24 protein-coding genes and 1 riboswitch are annotated in these 22,555 nt (G+C 64.9%); of the genes, 11 read left to right on the top strand and 13 right to left on the bottom strand.

The features are described 5' to 3' along the window. Position 1: 1 nt before the first annotated feature. Both metW and metX read right to left on the bottom strand, forming a co-directional pair. Positions 2-619, bottom strand: a complete 618-nt coding sequence (gene metW, locus ORS3428_RS10495; protein ID WP_071097180.1) for a methionine biosynthesis protein MetW — start codon at positions 617-619, stop codon at positions 2-4. A 79-nt stretch (positions 620-698) separates the two neighbouring features. After that, positions 699-1,868 carry a homoserine O-acetyltransferase MetX gene (gene metX / locus ORS3428_RS10490; RefSeq protein WP_071097177.1) on the bottom strand — a complete coding sequence of 390 codons (1,170 nt, stop codon included), beginning with the start codon at positions 1,866-1,868 and terminating at the stop codon, positions 699-701. A 92-nt stretch (positions 1,869-1,960) separates the two neighbouring features. Next, positions 1,961-2,038, bottom strand: a riboswitch (SAM riboswitch). A 148-nt stretch (positions 2,039-2,186) separates the two neighbouring features. Here metX and hisC point away from each other — a divergent pair. After that, on the top strand, positions 2,187-3,290 hold the full coding sequence (gene hisC, locus ORS3428_RS10485; protein ID WP_071097175.1) for a histidinol-phosphate transaminase: 1,104 nt from the start codon (positions 2,187-2,189) through the stop codon (positions 3,288-3,290). A gap of 6 nt (positions 3,291-3,296) precedes the next feature. Then, entirely contained in the window at positions 3,297-4,235 is a 939-nt protein-coding gene (locus ORS3428_RS10480) for a prephenate/arogenate dehydrogenase family protein (protein ID WP_172833674.1), read from the top strand. 8 nt (positions 4,236-4,243) lie between these two features. On the opposite strand, the gene ORS3428_RS10475 is transcribed toward ORS3428_RS10480, so the two are convergent. Continuing rightward, positions 4,244-5,179 (bottom strand): sugar kinase, encoded by a 936-nt coding sequence (locus ORS3428_RS10475; RefSeq protein ID WP_071097171.1) that lies wholly within the window; start codon positions 5,177-5,179, stop codon positions 4,244-4,246. A 31-nt stretch (positions 5,180-5,210) separates the two neighbouring features. Further along, positions 5,211-6,209 carry a DUF2125 domain-containing protein gene (locus tag ORS3428_RS10470; protein ID WP_071097168.1) on the bottom strand — a complete coding sequence of 333 codons (999 nt, stop codon included), beginning with the start codon at positions 6,207-6,209 and terminating at the stop codon, positions 5,211-5,213. Between the two features lie 124 nt (positions 6,210-6,333). On the opposite strand from ORS3428_RS10470, the gene ORS3428_RS10465 reads away from it, so the two are divergent. From ORS3428_RS10465 to ORS3428_RS10455, 3 genes are all read left to right on the top strand, one after another. Then, complete coding sequence (locus tag ORS3428_RS10465) at positions 6,334-6,873, top strand: gamma-glutamylcyclotransferase (protein ID WP_071097166.1); 540 nt, start codon at positions 6,334-6,336, stop codon at positions 6,871-6,873. A gap of 120 nt (positions 6,874-6,993) precedes the next feature. Then, on the top strand, positions 6,994-7,941 hold the full coding sequence (locus ORS3428_RS10460) for an aldo/keto reductase (protein WP_071097164.1): 948 nt from the start codon (positions 6,994-6,996) through the stop codon (positions 7,939-7,941). Positions 7,942-8,019: 78 nt separating this feature from the next. Continuing rightward, positions 8,020-8,637, top strand: a complete 618-nt coding sequence (locus ORS3428_RS10455; RefSeq protein WP_071097162.1) for a LysE family translocator — start codon at positions 8,020-8,022, stop codon at positions 8,635-8,637. A 6-nt stretch (positions 8,638-8,643) separates the two neighbouring features. On the opposite strand, the gene ORS3428_RS10450 is transcribed toward ORS3428_RS10455, so the two are convergent. After that, positions 8,644-9,438, bottom strand: a complete 795-nt coding sequence (locus tag ORS3428_RS10450) for a lysophospholipid acyltransferase family protein (protein ID WP_071097160.1) — start codon at positions 9,436-9,438, stop codon at positions 8,644-8,646. Positions 9,439-9,517: 79 nt separating this feature from the next. Then, positions 9,518-10,420, bottom strand: coding sequence for a LysR family transcriptional regulator (locus ORS3428_RS10445; protein WP_071097153.1), 903 nt, complete (start codon positions 10,418-10,420; stop codon positions 9,518-9,520). 102 nt (positions 10,421-10,522) lie between these two features. Here ORS3428_RS10445 and ORS3428_RS10440 point away from each other — a divergent pair, with 102 nt between their 5' ends. Further along, positions 10,523-11,143, top strand: coding sequence for a pyridoxamine 5'-phosphate oxidase family protein (locus tag ORS3428_RS10440; RefSeq protein ID WP_071097151.1), 621 nt, complete (start codon positions 10,523-10,525; stop codon positions 11,141-11,143). Here ORS3428_RS10440 and ORS3428_RS10435 read toward each other — a convergent pair. The 3 genes from ORS3428_RS10435 to ftsE form a co-directional block, all read right to left on the bottom strand. Then, the gene (locus ORS3428_RS10435) at positions 11,140-11,826 is read right to left on the bottom strand and encodes a YdcF family protein (protein ID WP_443136850.1); all 687 of its coding nucleotides are present in this window, start codon (positions 11,824-11,826) and stop codon (positions 11,140-11,142) included. The genes ORS3428_RS10440 and ORS3428_RS10435 overlap by 4 nt on opposite strands. 207 nt (positions 11,827-12,033) lie before the next feature. After that, positions 12,034-13,023 carry a cell division protein FtsX gene (locus ORS3428_RS10430; protein WP_071097147.1) on the bottom strand — a complete coding sequence of 330 codons (990 nt, stop codon included), beginning with the start codon at positions 13,021-13,023 and terminating at the stop codon, positions 12,034-12,036. Continuing rightward, positions 13,016-13,675, bottom strand: coding sequence for a cell division ATP-binding protein FtsE (ftsE, locus tag ORS3428_RS10425; RefSeq protein ID WP_071097388.1), 660 nt, complete (start codon positions 13,673-13,675; stop codon positions 13,016-13,018). Before ftsE ends, ORS3428_RS10430 begins: the two co-directional genes overlap by 8 nt. Positions 13,676-13,856: 181 nt before the next feature. On the opposite strand from ftsE, the gene ORS3428_RS10420 reads away from it, so the two are divergent. The 3 genes from ORS3428_RS10420 (at position 13,857) to ORS3428_RS10410 (ending at position 15,766) form a co-directional block, all read left to right on the top strand. Continuing rightward, positions 13,857-14,501 carry a hypothetical protein gene (locus ORS3428_RS10420; protein WP_071097144.1) on the top strand — a complete coding sequence of 215 codons (645 nt, stop codon included), beginning with the start codon at positions 13,857-13,859 and terminating at the stop codon, positions 14,499-14,501. A 244-nt stretch (positions 14,502-14,745) separates the two neighbouring features. After that, positions 14,746-15,288 carry a hypoxanthine phosphoribosyltransferase gene (gene hpt / locus ORS3428_RS10415; RefSeq protein WP_071097142.1) on the top strand — a complete coding sequence of 181 codons (543 nt, stop codon included), beginning with the start codon at positions 14,746-14,748 and terminating at the stop codon, positions 15,286-15,288. Between the two features lie 88 nt (positions 15,289-15,376). Then, positions 15,377-15,766 carry a response regulator gene (locus ORS3428_RS10410; RefSeq protein WP_071097386.1) on the top strand — a complete coding sequence of 130 codons (390 nt, stop codon included), beginning with the start codon at positions 15,377-15,379 and terminating at the stop codon, positions 15,764-15,766. Between the two features lie 31 nt (positions 15,767-15,797). Here ORS3428_RS10410 and ORS3428_RS10405 read toward each other — a convergent pair whose 3' ends face one another. Beyond that, positions 15,798-16,748 carry a DMT family transporter gene (locus ORS3428_RS10405; protein ID WP_071097140.1) on the bottom strand — a complete coding sequence of 317 codons (951 nt, stop codon included), beginning with the start codon at positions 16,746-16,748 and terminating at the stop codon, positions 15,798-15,800. A 189-nt stretch (positions 16,749-16,937) separates the two neighbouring features. Here ORS3428_RS10405 and ORS3428_RS10400 point away from each other — a divergent pair, with 189 nt between their 5' ends. Next, positions 16,938-17,822 carry a LysR family transcriptional regulator gene (locus tag ORS3428_RS10400; protein WP_071097384.1) on the top strand — a complete coding sequence of 295 codons (885 nt, stop codon included), beginning with the start codon at positions 16,938-16,940 and terminating at the stop codon, positions 17,820-17,822. Positions 17,823-17,840: 18 nt separating this feature from the next. Here the strand turns inward: ORS3428_RS10400 and ORS3428_RS10395 are convergent, their stop codons facing one another. The 3 genes from ORS3428_RS10395 to ORS3428_RS10385 form a co-directional block, all read right to left on the bottom strand. Beyond that, positions 17,841-18,449 carry a 2-hydroxychromene-2-carboxylate isomerase gene (locus ORS3428_RS10395; RefSeq protein WP_071097137.1) on the bottom strand — a complete coding sequence of 203 codons (609 nt, stop codon included), beginning with the start codon at positions 18,447-18,449 and terminating at the stop codon, positions 17,841-17,843. Between the two features lie 109 nt (positions 18,450-18,558). After that, positions 18,559-21,144: a TIGR02302 family protein gene (locus ORS3428_RS10390; RefSeq protein ID WP_071097136.1), complete on the bottom strand. Its 2,586-nt coding sequence runs from the start codon at positions 21,142-21,144 to the stop codon at positions 18,559-18,561. Positions 21,145-21,257: 113 nt separating this feature from the next. Further along, on the bottom strand, positions 21,258-22,199 hold the full coding sequence (locus ORS3428_RS10385; RefSeq protein ID WP_071097133.1) for a threonine/serine dehydratase: 942 nt from the start codon (positions 22,197-22,199) through the stop codon (positions 21,258-21,260). A 50-nt stretch (positions 22,200-22,249) separates the two neighbouring features. Here ORS3428_RS10385 and ORS3428_RS10380 point away from each other — a divergent pair, with 50 nt between their 5' ends. After that, complete coding sequence (locus ORS3428_RS10380) at positions 22,250-22,552, top strand: ArsR/SmtB family transcription factor (RefSeq protein ID WP_071097131.1); 303 nt, start codon at positions 22,250-22,252, stop codon at positions 22,550-22,552. Positions 22,553-22,555: the final 3 nt, after the last annotated feature.

Raw genomic sequence — 22,555 nt, 5'->3', positions numbered from 1 at the left:
GTCAGCCCCGTTTCAGCAGGAACACCGCCTGCTGGCCGAAGAAGTTCCAGAACCACCAGGGCATCGACAGGCCGATCTTCTGGCCGTTGGCGTCGAGGGCGGTCGCCTTCTCGACCGTCGCGCCAAGCTCCTCGCAGAGATTGACGAAGTCGCGGATGGTGCAGAAGTGGATGTTGGGTGTGTCGTACCAGGAATAGGGCAGGTCCTTGGTGACCGGCATCCTGCCCTTGATCAGCAGCGAAAAGCGCACCCGCCAATGGCCGAAATTGGGGAAGGAGACAATGGCGCGGTTGCCGATCCTGAGCAATTCGTCGAGCACCAGCTTCGGATTGCGGGTCGCCTGCAGGGTCTGCGACAGCACGACGAAATCGAAGCCCTTGTCGGGGTAGAACCCGAGATCCTTGTCGGCATCCCCCTGGATGACGGAAAGGCCGCGCGCGACGCATTCGTTGACGCCRCGTTGCGACAATTCCATTCCACGGCCGTCGACCTGCTTGGTCTCCTGCAGCAGTTCCAAAAGCACGCCGTCGCCCGAGCCGACGTCGAGCACGCGCGATTGCGGGGGTATGAGATTGCTGACGACGTCGAGGTCGACGCGCTGGGCGCGGTTGACGCTCATGGGCATACCTCCGGCCTTAGAGCATTTGCAGCCAATGGCGTCGCAGAAATGCGGCCAAAACAAACAGATCGCGAGCCGCTCATAGGCTGAGCCCCCTGGCCCGGGCGGCGGAGGCGATGAAGCCGTTGATGGCCGCGAACAGTTCCGGCTCGTCGAGCAGGAAGGCATCGTGGCCGCGATCGGTCTCGATCTCGACGAAGGAGACGGAGGCGCCGGCGGCGTTCAAKGCATGCACGATCGAGCGGCTCTCCTCGGTCGGGAACAGCSAGTCGCTTGTAAAGGAAACGAGGCAGAAGCGCGTCTTCGTGCCGGCGAAGGCATCGGCCAGGCGTCCGCCATGGTCAGCRGCGAGGTCGAAATAGTCCATCGCGCGGGTCAGATAGAGATAGGAGTTGGCGTCGAAGYGGTCGACGAACGTCATGCCCTGATGGCGCAGGTAGCTTTCGATCTGGAAGTCGGCGTCGAAGCCGAAGGTGAGCGCCTCGCGATCCTGCAGGTTGCGGCCGAATTTGCGRTGCAGCGCCGCCTCCGACAGATAGGTGATGTGGGCGGCCATGCGCGCCACGGCCAGCCCCTTTTCCGGACGCCTGCCGAAATCAAGATACTTGCCGCCGTGCCAGTCCGGATCGGCCATGACGGCCTGCCTGCCGACCTCGTGGAAAGCGATGTTCTGCGAGGAATGGCGGGCGCCGGTGGCGATCGGCAGCGCCGAGAAGACGCGTTCGGAATGGCTGGCGGCCCATTCCAGCACCTGCATACCGCCCATCGAGCCGCCGATCACGCAAAACAGCTTCTCGATGCCGAAATGATCGACCAGCATCAGCTGCGCGCGCACCATGTCGCGGATGGTGATGATCGGCAGGTCGAGAGCGTAAGGCTTKCCTGTCGCCGGATTGGTCGAGGCAGGGCCGGTGGAGCCGAGGCAGCCGCCGACGACGTTGGCGCAGATGACGAAAAAGCGGTTGGTGTCGATGATCTTGCCGGGGCCGATCAGCACTTCCCACCAGCCGGGCTTGCCGGTCACCGGATTGGTGTTGGCGACATGCTGGTCGCCGGTCAGCGCGTGGCAGACGAGGATGGCGTTGGAACGAGCGTCGTTGAGCGCGCCGTAGGTCTGGTAAGCGACCTGGAAGGGCGACAGCAGCGTTCCGGCATCGAGCTGCAGCGGCTTGTCGGGACCGAACTGCAACACCGGGCTCGACGGATTGTCGGCCTCGTTGTTGGTCCTTGCTGCGCGCTGAGCGGCCATTGCATTCCCCATCCAGTCCGCATCGATTTCGCCGATGCGGGGTCCGGCCGGCAGCGGACAACAAAAAACCGGCTTGCCTTCGCAAAGCCGGTTACAGGTTGCAAACGGCCCTTTAGCGAATTGTTTAACGTGGCTGCAAGCCGACCGGCCAAATCACCACGGGAAGTCCGGCTGCTCTTCTAGGGCCAGTGCCGCGCTTCGTCAACGGGCAGCCTCTGGGAGTAGCACCCTGGGTAGGCACCGGCACTCGACATTCCGGGCCATGGCCTGTATTTCCGCAGCGGCCTCGGACTGAGGCTTTCTCGACGGATTTGTGACATGAAGCAGGATCAGGCACGTCCAACGCCACGCGCGGGCATCATGGACATCGAGGCGTATGTGCCGGGCAAGAGCACGGCGCCCGCCGGTGTGACGAAGGTCTACAAACTGTCATCCAACGAAAACCCGCTTGGGCCTTCGCCGAAGGCGATCGAGGCCGCGCGGGAAGTCGCCGCCAGGCTCGACGTCTATCCCGACGGCTCCGCCCGCCGGCTGCGCGAAGCGATCGCCGAGGTGCATGGCCTCAACCCCGCGAACATTGTCTGCTCCAACGGCTCCGACGAGATACTGGGGCTCCTGGCGCAGACCTATCTCGCGCCCAGAGACGAGGCGGTGTTCACCGAGCACGCCTTCATGGTCTACAAGATCTACATCCAGGCCGCGGGCRCCAAGCCGGTGGCGGTCAAGGAAACCCACGAGCGCGCCGACATCGACGCGATTCTGGCCGCGGTGACGCCGGCGACCCGGATCGTGTTCCTCGCCAATCCCAACAATCCGACCGGCACCTACGTGCCTTTCCAGGAGGTGCGTCGCCTRCATGCCGGCCTGCCGAAGAACGTGCTTCTGGTGCTCGACGCGGCCTATGCCGAATATGTGCGGCGCAACGACTATGAGGCCGGCATCGAGCTGGCGGGCAGCTCCGAGAACGTGGTCATGACCCGCACCTTCTCCAAGCTCGGGCTTGGGGGCGCGCGTATCGGCTGGATGTACGGACCGGCGCATATCGTCGATGCGATCAACCGGGTGCGCGGCCCCTTCAACGTCAATGCCACCGCGATCGAAGCCGGTATCGCGGCAATCCGCGACCGCGCGCATGTCGAGCGCAGTGTCGCGCATAACGAGAAATGGCTGGCCTGGGTCAGCGAGCAGGTAACCCTGCTCGGGCTGCGCGTGACGCCAAGCGTCGGCAATTTCGTGCTGATCCATTTTCCCGACGACGAGAAGCATTCGGCGGCAGCCGCGGACGATTATCTGAGCGCGCGCGGCTATATCCTGCGCCGCGTCACCGGCTACGGCTTCCCCAATGCGCTGCGCATGAGCATCGGCACCGAAGAGGCCAATCGCGGCGTCGTCGAAGCGCTGACGAATTTCCTGAAAAGCTAGGACACCATGGCAGCACCGATGTTCGAAAGAATAGCGCTGGTCGGCATCGGCCTGATCGGCTCGTCCCTCGCCCGCGTCATCCGCCGCGAGGGCCTTGCCCGCCATATCGCCATCGCGACGCGCAGCCAATCGACGCTCAAGCGGGCCGAGGAGCTCGATCTCGGCGATTCCTACAGCACGGATGCCAAGGAGGCAGTGCGCGACGCGGATCTCGTCATCGTCTCGGTGCCGGTCGGATCGTCCGGCGAGGTCGCCGCCGAGATCGCGCCTGCGCTGAAGAAGGGCGCCATTCTCACCGATGTCGGCTCGACCAAGGCCTCCGTCATCACGCAGATCGAGCCGCATGTGCCGGAGGGCGTGCATTTCATCCCCGGCCATCCGCTGGCGGGCACCGAAAAATCCGGGCCGGATGCCGGCTTTGCYGATCTCTTCGACAACCGCTGGTGCATCTTCACGCCGCTGCCGGGCACTGACCCGCAGGCGCTGGAGAAGCTGTCGGAGTTCTGGCGGCGCTGCGGCTCCAACATCGACACGATGGACCCGCAGCATCACGACATGACCTTGGCCATCGTCTCGCATCTGCCGCACATCATCGCCTACAACATCGTCGGTACCGCCGACGACCTGGAAGCGGTGACCAAGACTGAGGTGATCAAATACTCAGCCTCCGGTTTCCGCGACTTCACGCGACTGGCGGCCTCCGACCCGACCATGTGGCGGGACGTGTGCCTGCACAACAAGGATGCGATCCTGGAAATGCTGGCGCGCTTCTCGGAGGATCTGGCCTCGCTGCAGCGGGCGATCCGCTGGGGCGACGGCGAGAAGCTGTTCGATCTCTTCACCCGCACGCGCGCCATCCGCCGCTCGATCATCGAGGCCGGCCAGGATATCGACGCGCCGGATTTCGGCCGCCAGGCGGTCGAGCATCCTGGCGCGAAAACTTAAGCTTCTTCTCAGGCCTGTTCCGAAGGCGGCCAGCACGTCGCCATCATGGCCAATGTCTCGGCTCTATTCGGCGCGCCGAGCCGGCCGCCGAAGCGCAGGCATTTGAGCGCGGCGGCGGCGCTGGCAAAACGCAGCGCCTGTTCCGGCGGCATCGCTTCGGCAAGGCCGACGGCAAAGGCGCCGTGAAAAACATCGCCGGCGGCGAGCGTGTCCACTGCCTTCACCTTCGGCGCCTCGACATGGCGCACCTCGCCGGCCTCCCGGTCATGCCACCAGGTTCCGGCGGCGCCTCCCGTCACCGCGACGAAAGCGTCGGTGCGCGAGGCTAGGTCGGCGCAGGCGCTTTCCGGATCCAGCGCGTGGCCGCAGACGATGCGCGCCGCCGGTTCCGAGGCGACGATATGCGTGGCCAGCGGCAGCAGCCGCTCCAGCACCTCGACCGGTACCGTGTCGGCATCGAGGATCGCCGGAAGGCCCGCATCCCGCGCGGCGGTCAAGGCGAGTGCTGCGGCGCCCGGCCAGCGCACATCCACCAGCACGGCATCGAAGGCGGAAAGATCGGCAAGCGGCAAGGTCTCGGGATCGGCCTGGGCCTTGCCGTCATAGAACGGCACGATAATGCGCTCGCCATGGGCATCCACCAGGATCGCGGCCAGCGCCGAACGTGCGCCGGCGACACGGCGGATCAGGCTGCAGTCGACCCCTTCGGCCTCGATCTCGGCGATCAGCTGATCGCCGACCGCGTCGTCTCCTGCGCTCGCCCAAAGCGACACGCTGGCGCCGAGGCGATGCGCGGCGCAGGCGGCGCTCGTCGCCATCCCCGAGGCGAGCTGGACACCGTCGCTGGCGATGAACTTGCCCTGATGCGTGGGAAGCGTCTCGACATGCAGGATCGTGTCGAGGGTGAATGCGCCGACGCTGAGCAGTCTGGCTGGGCTTGGCATCCAATGACATTCCCACTTTCGGGACCATGCTCTACTCGACCGGCTTGATCTTGCCCAGAGGGATGAAGCCGAGCGACGCCTTGCCCTTGACGACCCTGAGCGGCATGGACGGCTCGTTGCCGAGCATCGCCAAGCCGGCAAAGCCCTGCTCGATCTCGCTTTTGTGCTCGGGGATGGCGCCGGCGAGGATGGCGGCCACCGCCTTGGGGTCCTTGAGCTTGATCGTCAGGTTGGCATCGATCAGGCCGTCCGCATCGACAGAGACCGGTCCGGACACGGTCACCCGCGCCGTTCCCGACGACAGGTCGAGCCTGGCGATGTCGACCGACTGGCCGCGCAGGCTTTTCGGCGGCCCGGCGATCAGCGCGATGCCGTTCTTCAACGTCGCCTCGCCACTGCCGTCAAGGGCCGGCACAGCGCGTCCGCCGATCGCGTCGGCGTCGATCTCGAGATYGCTGAAGCTGCCGGCATAGGTGACATCCTGGCCCCTGGGTTCCAACTGTCCGRCCGCCTTTGCCGCGTAGAACAGCTCGGCCGGGTCCGAATCATCGRCTGGGTCGGTCTGGCCGGACAATCCCTCGGCCTGCAGCGAGACGCGCCGCGGCAAGGGCCAGGAGAGGTTGACCGTCGCGCGCAGCTTGTCCCAGTCGATCCACAGCGGCGGCATGCCCGGCGCCGAGGTTCTGAGCGGACCCCTGACGTCGGCGACCGGCGACAGCGGCTGCGTGATCTGGGCGACCGCGTTGAAGCTGCCGGCGGAAGCGGCGATGTTCTTGGCGTCGTCCTCATAGGCGACGTTGTCGCAGGAGACCRCAAAACTCAGCGGATAGCCGCTGACGGTCATGTTGGCGCAGCCGGCGGCGATGCCCTTGCTGCCGAGTCTTGCCACGRCCTGATCGGCCTCGGTCTTGACCCTGTCGGCGAGATAGAACCAGCCTGCGCTGTAAAGCGCGAACAGCACCAGGATGAAGGCGGCAAGCCACAAAAGCCGGCGGCGATAGTTGGGCGATCGCTCGTCACTTGACGTCATGCTGCGGCTCTCGTTAACCCCTCATGCGGCGAGCGGGCGGTTATTCTTACGCACAACAAGCGGGGACAGAAGAAACACCTTGCCGGTGCGATGTCGTCACTCGACTGCGATAAGGCTTGGCGATATGGGCGATTTTTGGGTTTTTGGCTATGGGTCGCTGATCTGGCGGCCGGGATTCGCACATGTCGAGACACGGCGCGCCCGTCTTTACGGTTATCGCCGGGCGCTTTGCGTCTATTCCTTCGTGCATCGCGGCACGCGCGAGAGGCCCGGCTTGGTGCTCGGTCTCGACCGCGGCGGCTCCTGCATCGGGCTCGCCTTTCGCGTGCCCGGCGATTTGCGCAACGAAGTTCTTTCCTATCTGCGCGAGCGCGAGTTGGTGACCAGCGTCTATCTCGAACGCATGCTCGACGTCCGACTCGACGGGAGCGGAGGAGGAGGCAGCGGCGGAACGGTCGAGGCGGTCGCCTACATCGTCGACCGGGCGCATGAGCAATATGCCGGCGCGCTCGATGCCAGGCATGCCGCGGCCGTCGTGCGCGGCGCCGTTGGTCAGTCGGGCAGGAACGAGGATTATGTGCTCAGCACGCTCGAACACTTGAAGGCGCTCGGCATACGCGACCACTGGCTGGAACAGGTCGGGCGGCAGGTGGCGCCTTCGTGAAGGCCGGGCCCGATCAAAAAGCAAAACCATGCCTTTGATCCTGGCCGGGCGAGACCTAGCTTATCGGCAAATCCATCCCAGGGGCATCGAAGCCCATCCCAGCATCACGGAGATCAAATCTTGCAGAAACGCCGTCTCGGTCGCACCGACCTTTCCATCGCGCCGCTGGTTCTGGGAGGCAACGTGTTCGGCTGGACCGCCGACGAGAAGACCTCCTTCGACCTGCTGGATCGGTTCGCCGAGGCCGGCTTCAATGCTGTTGACACCGCAGATTCCTATTCGCGCTGGGCTCCCGACAACAAAGGCGGCGAATCCGAGACCATCATCGGCAACTGGATGAAAACCCGCGGAAACCGCGACAAGGTCGTGGTCATCACCAAGGTCGGCTCCGACATGGGGCAGGGCAGGAAGGACCTTTCCGCGGCCTATATCGAAAAGGCGGTCGATCAATCGCTGAAGCGGCTGCAGACCGACGTCATCGACCTTTATCTCTCGCATTGGCCGGACCCGGCCACGCCTTACGAGGAAACGCTCGGCGCTTATCAACGCCTGCTCGAGAAGGGCAAGATCCGTTACCCGGGCTGCTCCAACCTCGATGCCGGGCAATTGCGCGCGGCGCTCGATGTCGCCAGCCTGCGCAGCCTGCCCCGTTACCAGGTTCTGCAGCCCGAATACAATTTGTACGACCGCGCTTCGCTGGACGGCCCGCTGCTCGACCTATGCAAGGTAGAAGGCCTCGGCGTCATCACCTATTTCAGCCTCGCCAAGGGGTTCCTCAGCGGCAAATACCGCAGCAAGGCCGATCTCGGCCAAAGCGCGCGCGGCGAAGGCGTTGCCGGCTATCTCAATGAGCGCGGCATGCGCATTCTTTCAGCGCTCGACGCCGTGGCCGAGCGCCATGCGGCCAAGCAGGCGGAGGTGGCGCTCGCCTGGATCATGGCGCGGCCGGGCATCACTGCGCCGATCGCCAGTGCCACGACACCCGCCCAGATGGACAGCCTGATCCGCGCGGCATCGCTGAAACTTTCCGCCGACGATGTCGCCACGCTCGACCGCGCCAGCGCCTAGCATTGGCGCACGATCGTTCAAGACTGCCGTGACGATCACTCGTACTCCCTGCCGTGACACGGCAGGAATGGGGTCGGCATGGTCGGAGTTCTGTCCGGAGCGCAATCATGGCAGCAGGTGCTGGCGCTGGTCATGGCGGCGGCCGTCGTCATGGGCAGTCCCGGGCCGGCGACGATCAGCGTGACCGCGACCGGCGCGGCCTTCGGCCTGCGCCCTTCGCTGCGCTACACTTCGGGCGTCGTGCTTGGAACGGTCGCCGTGCTTCTGGTGGTGGCCGCCGGCGTCGTCGGCATGCTGGCTTCAATGCCTGGGATGGCGCCGGTGCTGACGGTCGCTTCGGCGGCCTACATCCTCTACCTCGCCCTCAGGATTGCGACCGCGCCGCCGCTTGCCGACCAGGGAGATGCTGCCGCACGCCCCAGTTTTCTCGGCGGCTTGATGCTCGCCGTCGCCAATCCGAAAGCCTATGTGGCGATCGGTGCGGTATTCGCGGGCGCCTCATCGAAGGTCGACGAGCTCGCGCTTTCGACCAAGCTGCTGGTGCTCGCGGCGATGATCGTCGCCATTCACGTGATTTGGCTTCTCGCCGGAACGGTTTTCGGGYGGCTGCTGCGCAATCCGCTGGCGTCGCGGTTCATCAATCTGGTTTTCGCTGCGACGTTGGTGCTGACGACTGCCCTGGCGGCCATGCCGTGAGCGGGGTCACGTCCTTGCCGCAGCACCGAGTTCCGCCAGCCGCTTGAGCGCCGTCGGCGGCATGGGCGGCGGGTTCGGCGAGCGCGAGGCCTCGACCAGCAACTCGTCACAGGCGGCCTCCGTCTCGTGGATCAGCCGCTGCATGAATTCCTCCTTGCCGAGCCCCGGCGGGATCGGCGGCAGGAAGCGGGCCTTGATGGTGCCGGGGAAGCGCATGAACTTGCGGCGCGGCCAGTAGAGGCCGGCGACATGGGCGACCGGCACCACCGGCACGCCCAACTGGGTGTAGAGCTCGACGATGCCGTATTTGTAGGAGGGCTCGGCGCCCGGCGGGCGGCGCGTGCCTTCCGGGTAGATGATGAGCTGGCGGGGGTTGCGCGCCATCTCCGCCTTGGTAGCAGCCACGACCGTCTTCAGCGCTTTCGAGCGGCTGCCGCGGTCGACCGGGATCATGCGCATCTTCATGATGTACCAGCCGAAGAAGGGAATCCAGGTCAGCTCGCGCTTAAGGATGTAGAGCGGATCCCTGAGATAGGGGAAGAAAGCGATCGCGTCCCAGAAGGACTGGTGCTTGGGCGCCAGGATGAAGGAACCTTCGGGCAGGTTCTCCAGCCCCGTGATCTCGTTCTTCGTGCCGGYGATCTTGTCGTAGAGCCACATCGAGGTGCGCGACCAGAATTTTGGCACGAACCAGGCGCGATGGYGCGGCGACAGGAAATAATACGGCGTCCAGAAGATCATCTGGACGATCAGGCTGAGATAGAAGGCGAAGTTGAACGCCAGCGAGCGGATATAGAGCATGCGGGAAAGAGCCCGGTGTGGAAGTGTGCGTTGGTTACACCAAGCGTGGGCAAAAAGGAAACGCGCGGTGGTCGAACCGTCACAATGACTGCGCCAGCCGCTCCTTAAGGCGCGGCGCGGCGAAATCGCGGAAGGCGCGCAATTTCACCGGAAGCAGGCCCTGGCCAGCATGCACGAGGTTGACCGGCCAGGGCGGCGGCTCGAAGCGCTCGAGTACCACCTGAAGCGCGCCCGCGCGCACGGCGGCGTCCGCCTGATAGGAGAGCACTTTCGTCAGGCCGAGCCCGGCGAGCGCCGCATCGATTGCCGCCTCGGCCGTGTTGACCTGCAGCCGGGAGCGGACAGGAACAGCGCTCTCGCTCCTGCCGGTAGCGAAACTCCATGTGGCGGGAGAGGCAAGCCCTTCAAAGGTGATGCAGTTATGGCCGGCGAGGTCCCGTGGTTCAGCCGGCGTGCCGTGCTCGGCAAGATAGGCCGGGCTTGCGCAGACGATGCGGCGGATCGAGCCGACGCGCATTGCGACCATGGCCGAATCGGGCAACTCGCCGATGCGGACGGCAAGGTCGATATGCTCCTCGACCAATTGGGCGATCCGGTCGGACAGCGTCAGGCGGATGTCGACATCGGGATAGGYGGCGAGAAAGCCGGTGACCACGGGGAGCACATGCAGCCGCCCGAAGACGACCGGCGCGGTGACGGCCAGTTCGCCGGTCGGGCTCGTGTATTCGCCAGCGGCGGYGCGCTCGGCCTCGCTCACCTCGGCGAGGATGYGGCRGCAGGCGGCGAGATACGACTGGCCGGCGTCGGTCAGGGTKAGGCGCCGTGTCGAGCGGTTGAGCAGGCGGGTCTTGAGGTGCCTCTCCAGATCCGAAAGCTTGCGGCTGACGGTCGCCAGCGGCATCCCGGCGCGGCGCCCGGCGGCGGAAAGGCTGCCGGCCTCCACCGTGGCGACGAACAGCGACATGGCGTCAAGGCGATCCATTCAGTCTTCTGAAAAATGGAAGGATAGATTGCGAATATGCGTTCTACATCCGCTAATTGGAAGGGGCTAACTATCGTGGCAATTCGTCCGAGGAGCGCCGCCATGAACGCCTTCACCAGCGATGTTGCCTTCACGCCCACCGTCAAGGCGATCCAGGCGCGCAAGGGTTCGCGCGAGGCCTATGCCCGGGTCGAGGAGCGCGGCGGCTGGCGCGCTGCGATCATGCCCGATCTCGCCGCCTTCATCGAGGCGCAAACCAGCGTGTTCCTGGCGACGGCCAACGRCCGGGGCCAGCCCTATATCCAGCACCGCGGCGGTCCCGCCGGGTTTCTCAAGGTGCTCGATGAGCACACGATCGGCTTTGCCGATTTCGCAGGCAACCGGCAGTTCATCACGCAGGGCAATCTTGCCGACAATGCCCAAGCCTTCCTGTTCCTGATCGACTACATGCTTCGCCAGCGCATCAAGATCTGGGGCAGGGCGCGCGTGGTCGAGGACGATGCGGACCTTACGGTCAGGCTGATGCCGGCAAACTACAAGGCGCGGCCGGAGCAGGCGATCCTCTTCACCGTCATCGCCTGGGATGCCAATTGCGCGCAGCATATCCCGCAGCGCTTCGAGGCGGCAGAYGTGGCCGCGGCACTTGCCGAGCGCGACCGGCGCATCGAACGTCTGGAGCAGGAGATCGCGCGGCTGCGCGAGGATCCGCGGCGTGACGCCTAGTTCTTTACCGTGGAAGCTTCCGCGAGCGTGACGCCCTCGGCTTTCGGACGCAGGGGAACGATGCCGCGCGCCAGCGCCAGCACATATTTGCTGTACTCGGTGAGCAGCACGCGCAGCGCTTCCGGCTTGGTCAGCCAGCCGCCATTGCCGAGATTGGTGTTGACCACCGGGTAGGGCTCGAGCCGCGCGCCGTGCAGCAGCCGGCCCATCTCAAGCAGGCTGCGCGGCATGTGGTAGTTGTTGGTGACGAGGATGATGCTGCCATAGGCATGGCTCTCCACCCATTTGGCGCTTTCCTCGGCATTGCCGATCGTGTMGAGCGCGGCGCGGTCGATGTCGACGCAGCAGGAGAAGAGCTGCTTGTCGCCGCCAAGCGCCGCCTGCAACTGACGGCGGCTGGCCGAAGGGTGAACGCCGCTGATCAGCAGCCGCTGGCCCTTGCCGGATGCCAGCAGGTCCATGGCGGCGTCGAGCCGGGACTGGCCGCCGGTGAGCACGATGATGGCATCGGCCTTGGCCGGATTGACCGGCGTCGTCATGTGGCTGACCTTGTCGGCAAACCATCCGAAGCCGCCGGCGAAAAGCGCCAGCGAGGCAAGCAGCAAGAAACCGCAGATGCGAAGCGCAAATCTGAGACGACCAGGCCTGGCGGGTGCGGCGGCGCGCGCAAGCGCCACTGGCATCCGTCCAGCCGTCCTGGTCGAGTCCCTCGCTTCCATCATCCCCAGGTTAATCCTGAAAACACCCTATGGTTAACTCCGAAATGCCGGCTTTGGTAGATGAGACGGCGCACATTGCGTTACGTCAACTGCCCACTGCGTGATCGTTTGCTCGCCTCAGCCTCATGACTTCAGCCCGGCTTTCATCTTGTGACACCGGTCGGATCATGATCAGGCCGCGTCCGGCTGGCGCATGTCGATATCGTTGAGATAAGCAACGACGGTGGCATGCGAGGTTGCCGCGGTCAGCGCGCCGATCACCAGCACCATCAGGCCGACGCCGAGATAGCCGGCGGAGCCGATGGCGAAATTGCCGAACAGCGCGGTCGCCTGGTCGGCCTCCGGCGTCGCCATGTTGCGCGACGACCACCAGGAAAAGACGATGAAAACGGCGATCGCGGCGGCGCCGCCGGCGGYCGCGCCCTTCATGCCGGTGACCAGGAAGTGCCAGCGGAATTCGCGCGCGATGAAGCGCGCCTCGGCGCCGACGAAATGCAGCACTTCGATGATGTGGCCGTTGCCGGCCATGGCGCCGCGGGTGGCGAATACCACCGTCAGCACCGTTGCCGACAATATCAACGCCAGCACGGCAAAGCCGATCGTTACCGTCGTATGCGCCATGGCGACGAGCCGGTCGACCCAGGTACGGTGGTCGTCAAGAGACGCGCTCGGCAGCTTGGGGGTGATCGCCGCGCGCATGGCGGGAAAGTCGGGCGGATTGGCCTCGTCGATGGTGACGACGATGAGGCGTGGCACTGGCAGCTCATCGATGTTGAGGCCGCTGCCCAGCCACGGCTCCAGCAGGCGCGCCGTCGCATCGCGGTCGATGATCTTGGTGCCTTTCACGCCGGGAAACTCGCTGGCGATCTGCGACGCCTTCGCGAGCGCCGCTTCCATGTCGAGGCCTTCGGCCGGCTTTATCTGGATCGTCGCTTCGCGCGAGATCTGGTTTTCCCAGACCGAAGCGGTGTCACGCACCAGCGTCACGGCGCCGAAGGTCAGGCAGGAGAGAAATGTCATGATGGCGATGACCAGCATCAGCGCCCGGCCGGCGACGTTCTGCGCCGGAACGATCGGCGCCATGCGGCGCTGCGTGCGCCGGACGGTCGCCGTCGTCGGGGCCGCTTCGTCGTGCAACTGATGGGCCGGAAGGTCAGTCATAGATATCCAGCCTTCCGCCGGCGAGAATCATGCGCCGCGCATCGACCTGCTCCATCAGGCCGAGGTCGTGGGTGGCGATGACCACGGCCGTGCCCAGCCGATTGAGCTCGATGAAGAGCCYCAGCAGCCGGCGCGCCAGCGGCGGATCGACATTGCCGGTCGGCTCGTCGGCAAGCAGGATCTCCGGCTGCTCGATCAGCGCCCGCGCGATCGCGGCGCGCTGCTTCTCGCCGCCGGACAGGACCGGCGGCAGCACATGCATGCGGTCGCCGAGGCCGACCCATTTCAGCAATTCGGTGACGTCAGTGCGGTAGCTCGCCTCCTCGCGCCCGCGCACGCGCAAAGGCAGCGCGACGTTCTCATAGGTTGTCATGTGATCGAGCAGGCGGAAATCCTGGAACACCACACCGATGYGGCGGCGCAGGAGCGGCAGCTCGCTGCGCGTGATGCGCGAGCGGTCCTTGCCGAAAATGGTGATCAGGCCGCGTGTCGGCTTCAGCGACATGAAGAGCAGACGCAGCAAGGTCGTCTTGCCGGCACCCGAGGGACCGCTCAGGAACTGAAAGGAGCGCTCCGGAATGTGCAGGGAAATGTCGCGGAGGATCTCCGGACCCATGCCATAACGGAGGCCGACATTTTCGAAGCGGATCACGTTCGGCAACCTGAAATCTTGGGCGGCGTCCTGCCAGCCCGTTTTCTGCCAAGACCATCGGCTGGCATGGTTAATCGTCGGTTAATTTCTGCTCTTTTTCGACGTTCCACAGCGGTTCCGGTGGGGAAGCATTAACCATTTCCGTTTACCCAAAACAAACGAAGATTGCACTGGGGCCGTAATGGCTGAGGATCGAACCGCGCGCCCTGTTTCCGGCGAAATCATGACCGGCATGGCGGTAAATGCAGCGCCGGAGCGCACCAAGTTCGACGCGCCGGCCGATATCGTCGATGCCGACTACGTGGTGCTGCCTCGATTTGGTAGCCGTGCGGGGTCTGCGGCGGCGCCACCGCCGCAAATTCCGTCGACGCCTTCGTTCGAAGGCATGGACATGCTGCGTCGACCGGAGGTCGCGCCAGCCCGGCCGGCCTCTCGCGGCGGCCCGGTTTTCTGGGTCGCCGGCGTCGGTGCGGCGCTCGCCGCCTTCTGGGTGTCGGGCGGACATGCATTGGTACGCCAGAGCCCGTACTGGGCAAGTCCTCAGCCGGCAAGCGCGCTCAGCATTTCGGGCGTGACGTCRCGAATCGATGCGTCCGGATTGAAGCCCGTGCTATTCGTCGACGGCGAGGCCGCCAATGACGGGCCAAAGGCGGCATCCCTGCCGCCGCTCGAAATCCGCGTCACCGACAAGGCAAGCAACGTCATCCGCTACAGGCTGGGGACATCCAATCGCTCGCTGGCGCCCGGCGAAAGATTCGGCTTTTCGAGCCGCCTCGATGTGCCCAGAAACGGCGTGAAGGCCGTATCGGTCACCTTCGCCGGCTGATACTTGTCGGCCAAAACTGCGCAGTGGTTTTGGGAGAACGACATGCATCAAAGCAGCGATTTAAAGGCGTCGGGACGAAACGGACTCAGGCGACGCGGTTTAAGCTCTTAGATGTTCAGATGATGCCGGCCTTCGCTCCGGTTCTCGGAGCCCGCCATTCTTTCGTTCCGCGGACGTCTTTGACTCCGGCTCGGCCAGACCGTATCTCAACACGCCTACGGCAATTTCTTTGGGAAGGTAGTTAATGCCAGTCGTGCGCGGCAAGGACATTGAGGTCCTGTTTTCGGCGTCGGCGATCGCCCGCCGCAATCTCGAGCTCGCGAAAGAGATCGCCGGGCGCGACTATCACGACCTTCTGGTCATCTCGATCCTTAAGGGCTCGTTCGTCTTCGCCGCCGATCTCATCCGCGCCATGCATGATGTCGGCTTGTCGCCAGAGGTCGAGTTCATCTTCATCTCCAGCTATGGCGCCGGCACTACCAGCGGCGAGGTCAAGGTACTGCGCGACATCGACAATGAGGTCGCCGGCCGCGACGTGCTGTTGATCGACGACATCCTCGAATCCGGCAAGACGCTCTCCTTCACTCGCGACCTCATGCTGTCGCGCGGGGCCAGGAGCTGCGCCATCGCGGTGCTGCTCGACAAGCGCATGCGCCGCCAGACGACGCTCAACGCCGACTATGTCGGCTTCGACTGCCCCGACTATTTCGTCGTCGGCTACGGCATGGATGTCGCGCACGCGTTCCGGGAACTGCCGTTTGTCGGTGTGGTCAAGGGCGGCGCTTGAGGAAGCGTGGGAGCGAATTCCGGGAAGGCCCTCGTCGACATTTCAAATTTTCAGAAAACGTCAACGTTTCCCCGCCATGTATCTGGGCATGGCAAAGCTTCTGATCGTCGAGGACGATGAGTCCGTCCGCACCCTCGCAGCCCGTGCGCTCGAGCGCGACGGGCACAATGTCACCATCGCCGCCGACGGTGCGCAGGGGCTAGCGCTGATCTGCCAAGCCCGCGGCGACTACGATCTGGTGGTGTCCGACATCCGCATGCCGGAGATGGACGGCATCGAGATGGCGATGGCGGCGGCGAATCAGTTCCCGTCGATGAAGATCATGCTGATGACCGGCTACGCCGATCAGCGCGAGCGCGCCGAGGAACTGAACGGCATCATTCTCGACGTCATGCAGAAGCCCTTCACGCTTGCCGAGATCCGCGCCGGCGTCGGCCGCGCCCTTGCAGCGCCGCGCGCCCTGACAAGGGCACAATAAAGCGCGTCGCGGCTGTTTCGCCTGATCGTTATCAAGCCGCATCACCGGTTGCCGCGAGTGCCGGTACGGCATTGCGACGGCGTTCCCCGCTGAGCGCAAGCAGACCGGCGCCGATGATCAGCGCCGCGCCGAGCACTGTCGCTGCGCGAGGAACCTCGGCGAAGAWCAGGAAGCCCCAAAGCGGCGACCACAGGATACCGGTATATTCGAAGGTGGCGACGCGGTTGGCGGGCGCCATCCGGTAGGCCTGCGACAAGAGGATCATGCCGGCGGAAGCCACCAGGCCGCAGGCCGCCATCTTGAACAAGTCCGGCAGCGCCGGCCAGACCCAGGGCCGCACCAGGAAATCGACGCTGGGGTGGACCGCATGAGTTATGCCGGCGAGATGAAAAACAGTGGCGACGACGACGGCTCCGGTGAGATAGGCGCCATTCTGGTAGAAGGCCATGACGGTGGAAGATTCGGTATCGCCGATCCGGCGCGCCATCAGCTGCGAGAAGCCGTAGAGAAAGGCTGAGCCCAGCGACAGCAGCGCCGCCCAATCGAACAATCCGGCGCCCGGCCGCAGCATCACGATCACGCCGACAAGGCCGATGAGCACCGTCGCCAGCGTCTGCCAGGAGACGCGCTCGCCGAGATAGGGGCCCGCGAGCGCCATGATGAAAAGCGGCGCCATGAAATAAAGCGCTATCGCGTCGGCCAGCGATAGGGCAGCGATCGCCAGGTAATAGACCGTATAGGACGAGAACTGGATGAAAGCGCGCAGCGTCAGCGTGCCCGCTCGCTTCGAGAGCAGCGCCTTCAGCCCGACATCGGCGTGGACGATAATGACCAGGATCGGCAGCGCGACAACGGCGCGGATCGCCATCACCTCCGTGACCGGATAGGCGCCCGACACGGCTTTCACCAGTGGATCCTGCAGAGAAAACACCAGAACGCCCAGGCAGAGGCTGAGGATGCCAAGCGCCGTCCGGTTATGCATGCTCGATCCAGCGAAAAAGAGCCCGCCACCGTTTTCGGGCAGCGGGCACGAGTGAGGACTCTTCGAATTGGTCCGCGGCCGATTTCGCGGCCGCATATCCAATGGGTGAGACGACTATCCTGCTGCGTTTGACATGTTGCAAACGAATTGGAATGATACCAGTAATCAAAATTTCTTATGGCGACTTCGATGAAGCCCAATCTCGACAGCGACCTCCTGCGCACCTTCGTGGCAGTGGCTGAAACTGGCAATTTCACCAAGGCCGCCGAGAAGGCAGGACGCACCCAGTCGGCAGTCTCCATGCAGATGAAAAAGCTGGAGGAAATGATCGGCGACAGCCTGTTCGAGCGCGGCTCGCGCGGCGTGGCGCTGACACGGCGCGGCGGCGAACTCATCGCCAATGCCCGCCGAATCGTGACGCTGCTCGACGAGACGGCGGCGTCGCTGGTGGCGCCGCCGCTCGGCGGGCTGGTGCGCATCGGCATACCCGCCGAATATGGCCGCTCGATCCTGTCGCGGGCGCTCGGCGAATTCGCCAAGCGCCATCCGCGCGTGGAGGTCACCGTGCGCTACGCCCATTCGGCCTCGCAGGTAAAAGCGCTTGCGGCAGGAGAACTCGACCTCGCGGTGGTGTTCGAGTGGGAAGGCTTTTCGGGCGGCGAGGTGCTGATGCACGATCCGACGGTGTGGGTGACCTCCAAGCTGCATCACATGCATGAGGAGCGGCCGGTGCCGATCGCGCTCTACAGCCGCGACGGCTGGTGCCGCGACTTCGCGATCAAATCGCTGCAGCAGCGCGACCTCGACTATCGCGTCGCCTATACCAGCGACACCAATGGCGGCCTGACGCTTGCGGTCACTTCCGGCCTGGCGATCGCGCCGATCTCGCGCAGCAACATCCCGCCCGACTGTCGCGAGCTGACCGCCGCCGACRGCTTCGGCGACATCGATTCCTCCAATGTGGTGCTGCATCGCAACCCGCTGGCGACYGGCGAAGCGATCGACGGCATGGAGACTGCGATCCGCGAGGCCTTCATGCTGACCAGGCAGGCGCAGGCAACGGCCAATCTTTGAATTGCTGACCGGCCCGGTTCAATCCGGCGGGCCGCTTTCCATCTGCCTCAGCCAACGTATGGCATCGTCCAGCCGGTCGTCGCCCCAGAACAATTCGGTGTCGACAAGGAAACTCGGCGAGCCGAAGATGYCGAGCGACTTGGCCTGCTCCGTCGCGCCCGAGAGATCGGCCTTGAYGTCGTCGCTGTCGGCCTGCCGCAGGATCTCTTCCGGCTTCTGGCCAGCCTTCTCGATGCTTGCCGATATGTTCGGCTCGCTGCCGGCCGGCTCGCCCATCTCGAACCAGCGCCGATAGGTTTCCAAGGCATAGGCCTCGCACCAGCCCTCACGCGCGGYGATGACGGCAACGCGGTTGGCACGCTCGAGCTCGGCCAGCGGGTAGGGTGCCGGCAGTTTCGGCACCGACCTGTACATTGCCGCGCGGCGCTCGATGTCCCGCCACATATAGGCGGCCTTCGCGGGCTTCCTGGCGAAGGGAATGTTGTCCATCTCGATCATGATGGCGCGCACGTTGAAGGGGCGCCAGCGGAATTCGATACCGGTCAGCGCCTCGACCTGGGCAAGGCGCATCACGGACAGATAGGTGTAGGTGCTGCCGATGGAAAACCAGAAATCGATCATCGCCATGACCCCTCGACCATGACGATACCGGCACYGGGCTCGGCCCGCAATCGGCTTGACCTATCGACGAGGCGCAGCCGGCGTGTCAGATTTCGGGAAGAAATCCGAACAGCCGCTATTTCAGCTCGAGYAGTCGTTCGAGGTAGCTGCGCTCGATATCGGGGCTCAACGCGTTGCCGAGGCGCTTGCGGATAGCATCGAGAATCTGGCGGGCGCGCTGCACGTCGATCTCATCCGGCACCTTGACCGAGCTGCCGTCGTCGGGACCTCTTGTGGCGCGCGGCCGGCCCAGTGGATCGCGGTCGGCATCCTGCTGGCGTCCGCCCTGCTCGCTGCCGCCCTGATCGCCCTGCATGGCCTGCATCTGCTTCATCATGTCCTTGGCGCCGCGGCGCAGCGCATCCAGCGCGCGGCCCTGATGGCCGACGGCCTGGTCGCCTTCGCCCTGCCCAAGCGCCTGCTCGGCATCGCCCATGGATTTGCCGGCCTCGCCGAAGCCTTCATTGGGCTGCATGCCCATGCCTTCGAGGCCTTTCTTCAGCTTGTCGAGTTCGCTCTGCAGCTGGCCCTGGCCTTCCTGCAACTGCTTCATGGCGTCCGAGAATTCCTGCGGGGTCATCGGCTTTTGTTGGCCGCGGCCGTCGCCCGGCTTCTGCCCGTCTTGCGACTGGCCCTGCTGGCCTTCCTCGCCGAGCTGGTCGTCGCGATTTGCGCCGTGCTGCCGCTCGCCACGCTGCATCTGGTCGAGGCGGAAGGTGTCGTTCATCATCTCCTGCTGGCGCCGCATGATCTCGCCAAGCTTGTCCATCTGTTGGCGCATCTCGCTGTCCTGCTCGCCGCCCGGCTGCTGGCGGCCGGCCTGCAGGTTGTTCATCATGTCCTGCAACTCCGACAGGAGCTGCTGGGCCTTGTCGCGGTCACCGGATTTGGCGAGGTTCTCGATCTCGTCCATCATCCGGTTGATATCGCTTTGGCGCAGTTCGCGGCCGTTCTGCTGCTGCATCTGCGGCGCGTTCGGGTTCTGCTGGGCGCGCTGGGCGAATTCCTGCAGGAACTGGTTCATCGCCTCGCGCWGTTCCTTCATCGCCTTGTTGATCTCTTCGTCGCTGGCGCCGTTCTTGATGGCGTCCTGCAGCGCCTGCTGCGCCTGGYGCAGCCGCTTCTCCGCAGCCGACAGATTGCCTTCCTCGATGCCGAGCGCGATCTCCCACAGATAGGACACCTCATTGCGCATCTGGTCGTCGTTGCCCGCTAGCTTCAGCCGGCTTCTCGCGCTCATGATCGCCAGGTAATGCGACATGTTGTCGAAGGTGTCCTCGGGGCGCAGCGTGATCGCGTCCATCAGGTCGAGCACGCGCCGCTTAGCGTTGGTGTCGAGCGCCAGCATCCGGCGCTGCTCGATCACGGCGCGGGCCAACGGATTGGAGAAGGGCCGCTCGGGCATCACGAGCGTCTTGGTTTCGCTGCTGGCGGTATGGCCAGCATCGTCGGTGGCAGTCAGCGTCAGCTTGATGCTGCTGCCGGACCAGACATGCTCGGTCAGATCCTTGGTGGTCTTGGCGGCATTCGCCTTGCCGCCGCGGCGCGGCAGCGTCAGCGGCATATCGGGCGGGCCATAGAGCGGATGGGCACTGGCCGGCGGTGGATCCGACAGCTGGAAAACAGCCTTGGCGGAGGCGGCGCCATAGTCGTCGTCGATCTGGTAGTTGAGCTCGATGGCGCCGTTGACGGCGCGCTTCGGCTCGCCGACGAAACGGATCGTCGGAGGCTTGTCCGGAATGATCGCGAACGCCCAGTGGCCGAGATCGTCGTCACCGGACTTCAGCGTCAGCATGCCGTCGCTGTTCAGCTTGCCTGAGAACTGGCGCACCTTGGGCGCAGCTTGCCCGGCGGCAGGCTCGAGGCCCTTGGGCGCGGCTGGCTCGATGGCGCGGGCATTGCCGCTCGGATCGGCATAACTCAGCGTTTCCTCGCCGGAACCGCCGGTAACGCGCAGCGACACGTCGCTGCCTTGCGGGACGCTGAAGGTCTGCGCAGCCTGATTGGCGTCGGCGGTCAGGAACAGCGGCGGTCTGCCGGTATAGGCGGGCGGTGTCACCCAGGCGTCGATGCGCGGCGGCACGACATCATGTGCGGCGCGGGCGACGAAGCCGTCGCTGACCCTGCCGCCGAAAGGCCCGAAGGAGAAGGCAAAGGCGGTGACGAAGAGCAGGCCAACGAGCGCCCGCAGCCCCCAGCGGTCGTAATCCGGCACGCGCGTGCGCGGCCTGTCGGCGCCGAGGCTGGAGAGCCGCTCGGCCATGCGCTTCTGGTGCTCGCGCCACAGCGCGTGCGAGAACAGGCTTTCCGCACCGCTCGGCCGGTCCGTCTGCACCTRCACGGGGCTGTGCAGCAAAGCGTTCGCCGTCTCGATGCGCCGGTCGACCTCGGCGGCGGAGGGAATGCGGAAGAAGCGCAGCGGATAGAGAGCCGCGAGCGCCGAGGCTGCGAAGAGAACCAGGAGGCCGATCCGCAGCGGATCCGGCAGGTGCTGGAACAGGCCCAGCCACGAGACGCTGAGGAACAGGCCGGCCACGACTGCCAGCGGCAGCAGCAACGGCCAGCCACGCTCGAAGATCATCGAGGCCCGCGTCGCCAGCCGACTTAGAGCAAGACGCCCGACCAGGCCGCGTTCGCTGATGGAAATGGGTCGTTCCGTCATCGGCCTTCCTGCCCAGGCAGGATAGCCCGGACTTCATCAGCAGAAGAATAACAGCAAACTCGGCAAAGGCGAGGCAGGTTCCAAAATCGTGAAGAGGTCAATCCCGGCTGCGGTCAGAAATTCGCGGGATTTGTGTTGGAACCGCAGACCAGAACGGCCACGCGCTCGCCGGCGGCAGGCGCATACCGGCCGGAAAGTACGGCGGCAAAGGCGGCGGCCCCGCCGGGCTCGGCGATGATTCGCACACGCTCCCAAAGCGCCTTCTGCGCCGCCACTATGTCTTCGTCGCTGACCAGGATCGAGCGCTCGACGAAGGCCTCGGCGATCGGGAACATCATTTCGCCGACGCGCTTCGGCGCCAGCGAATCGGCGGCGATCCCCTCGGCCGGCGCATCGACCGGCTTGCCGGCCTCGAAGGCGCGGTAAAGCGTCGGCGCGCCCTCGGGTTYGATGGCGATGWTGCGGATCCGGCCAGCGAACCACGCGGCGATGCCGCCGATCAGGCCGCCGCCGCCGACGGCGACCAGGAGCGTGTCGATCTGAGGCAAGTCCGCTTCGATCTCGAGGCCGAGCGTGCCCTGGCCGATGAGCGTCTCCTCCTGGTTGAAGGCATGGATCTGCAGGGCGCCGGTCCTGGCGGCGAAATCCTCGCTCGCGGCCAGCGCCTCGGCATAGCGCGCGCCGCGGACGACCAGTTCGGCGCCGTAGCCGCGGATGCGCTCGAGCTTGGCCRCCGGGCTGACCTCGGGCACGAAGATGGTCGCCTTGTGCCCGAGCTTCATGGYGGCATAGGCGACGGCCGCGCCATGATTGCCGCCGGAGGCGGCGACGACGCCGGCTTCCGGCACCTGCCGTTCGAGCAGGTTGGTGAAGGCGCCGCGCACCTTGAACGAGCCGGAATGCTGCAGGCATTCGAGCTTCAGATCGACCGCGAAAGACGGCTGGCCGAAATCCGCCATATCGACGCGCATCACCGGGGTGTGGCGGACATATGGCCGGATGCGCGGCTCCACGGCCGCGATGCGCTCGCGCGTGATCGTCCTGCTGTTCAACATGCCTTGCTCCTCGGGATTGACATCAATTAGTAACTTAGCAAAATGGCTAAATGCAAGAGGTCGAAATCTTCAAAGCGATCGCCAATGAGCGCAGGCTGCAGATCCTCGATTGGCTGAAGGATCCGTGCGCGCACTTTCCACCCCAGGCCGATGGCGATCTGGTCGAGGACGGGGTCTGCGCACTGTTGATCGCGGAGAAGCTCGGCATCACACAGGCGACGCTCAGCGAACATATGCGTGTGCTGACCCAGGCAGGTTTGCTCAGCACCAAGCGCAGCAAGCAGTGGATCTTCTACCGCCGCGACGAGGAGAGGATCGCCGAAGCCAAGGCGCTGCTCCTCGAGAAGATCTAGGTG

It is taken from the genome of Mesorhizobium sp. ORS 3428, from assembly GCF_001854785.1.
Classification (GTDB): Bacteria; Pseudomonadota; Alphaproteobacteria; order Rhizobiales; family Rhizobiaceae; genus Mesorhizobium.
Note: the sequence above shows the minus strand (reverse complement) of the source record. Positions and strands in the feature narration are given on the sequence as shown.

Coding starts and splice junctions, on each gene's coding strand:
- ORS3428_RS10380 (WP_071097131.1), top strand. CDS start 22,250: ATGCAAGAGGTCGAAATCTTCAAAGCGATCGCCAATGAGCGCAGGCTG.
- ORS3428_RS10465 (WP_071097166.1), top strand. CDS start 6,334: ATGGGCGATTTTTGGGTTTTTGGCTATGGGTCGCTGATCTGGCGGCCG.
- ORS3428_RS10475 (WP_071097171.1), bottom strand. CDS start 5,179: ATGCCAAGCCCAGCCAGACTGCTCAGCGTCGGCGCATTCACCCTCGAC.
- hpt (WP_071097142.1), top strand. CDS start 14,746: ATGCCAGTCGTGCGCGGCAAGGACATTGAGGTCCTGTTTTCGGCGTCG.
- ORS3428_RS10410 (WP_071097386.1), top strand. CDS start 15,377: ATGGCAAAGCTTCTGATCGTCGAGGACGATGAGTCCGTCCGCACCCTC.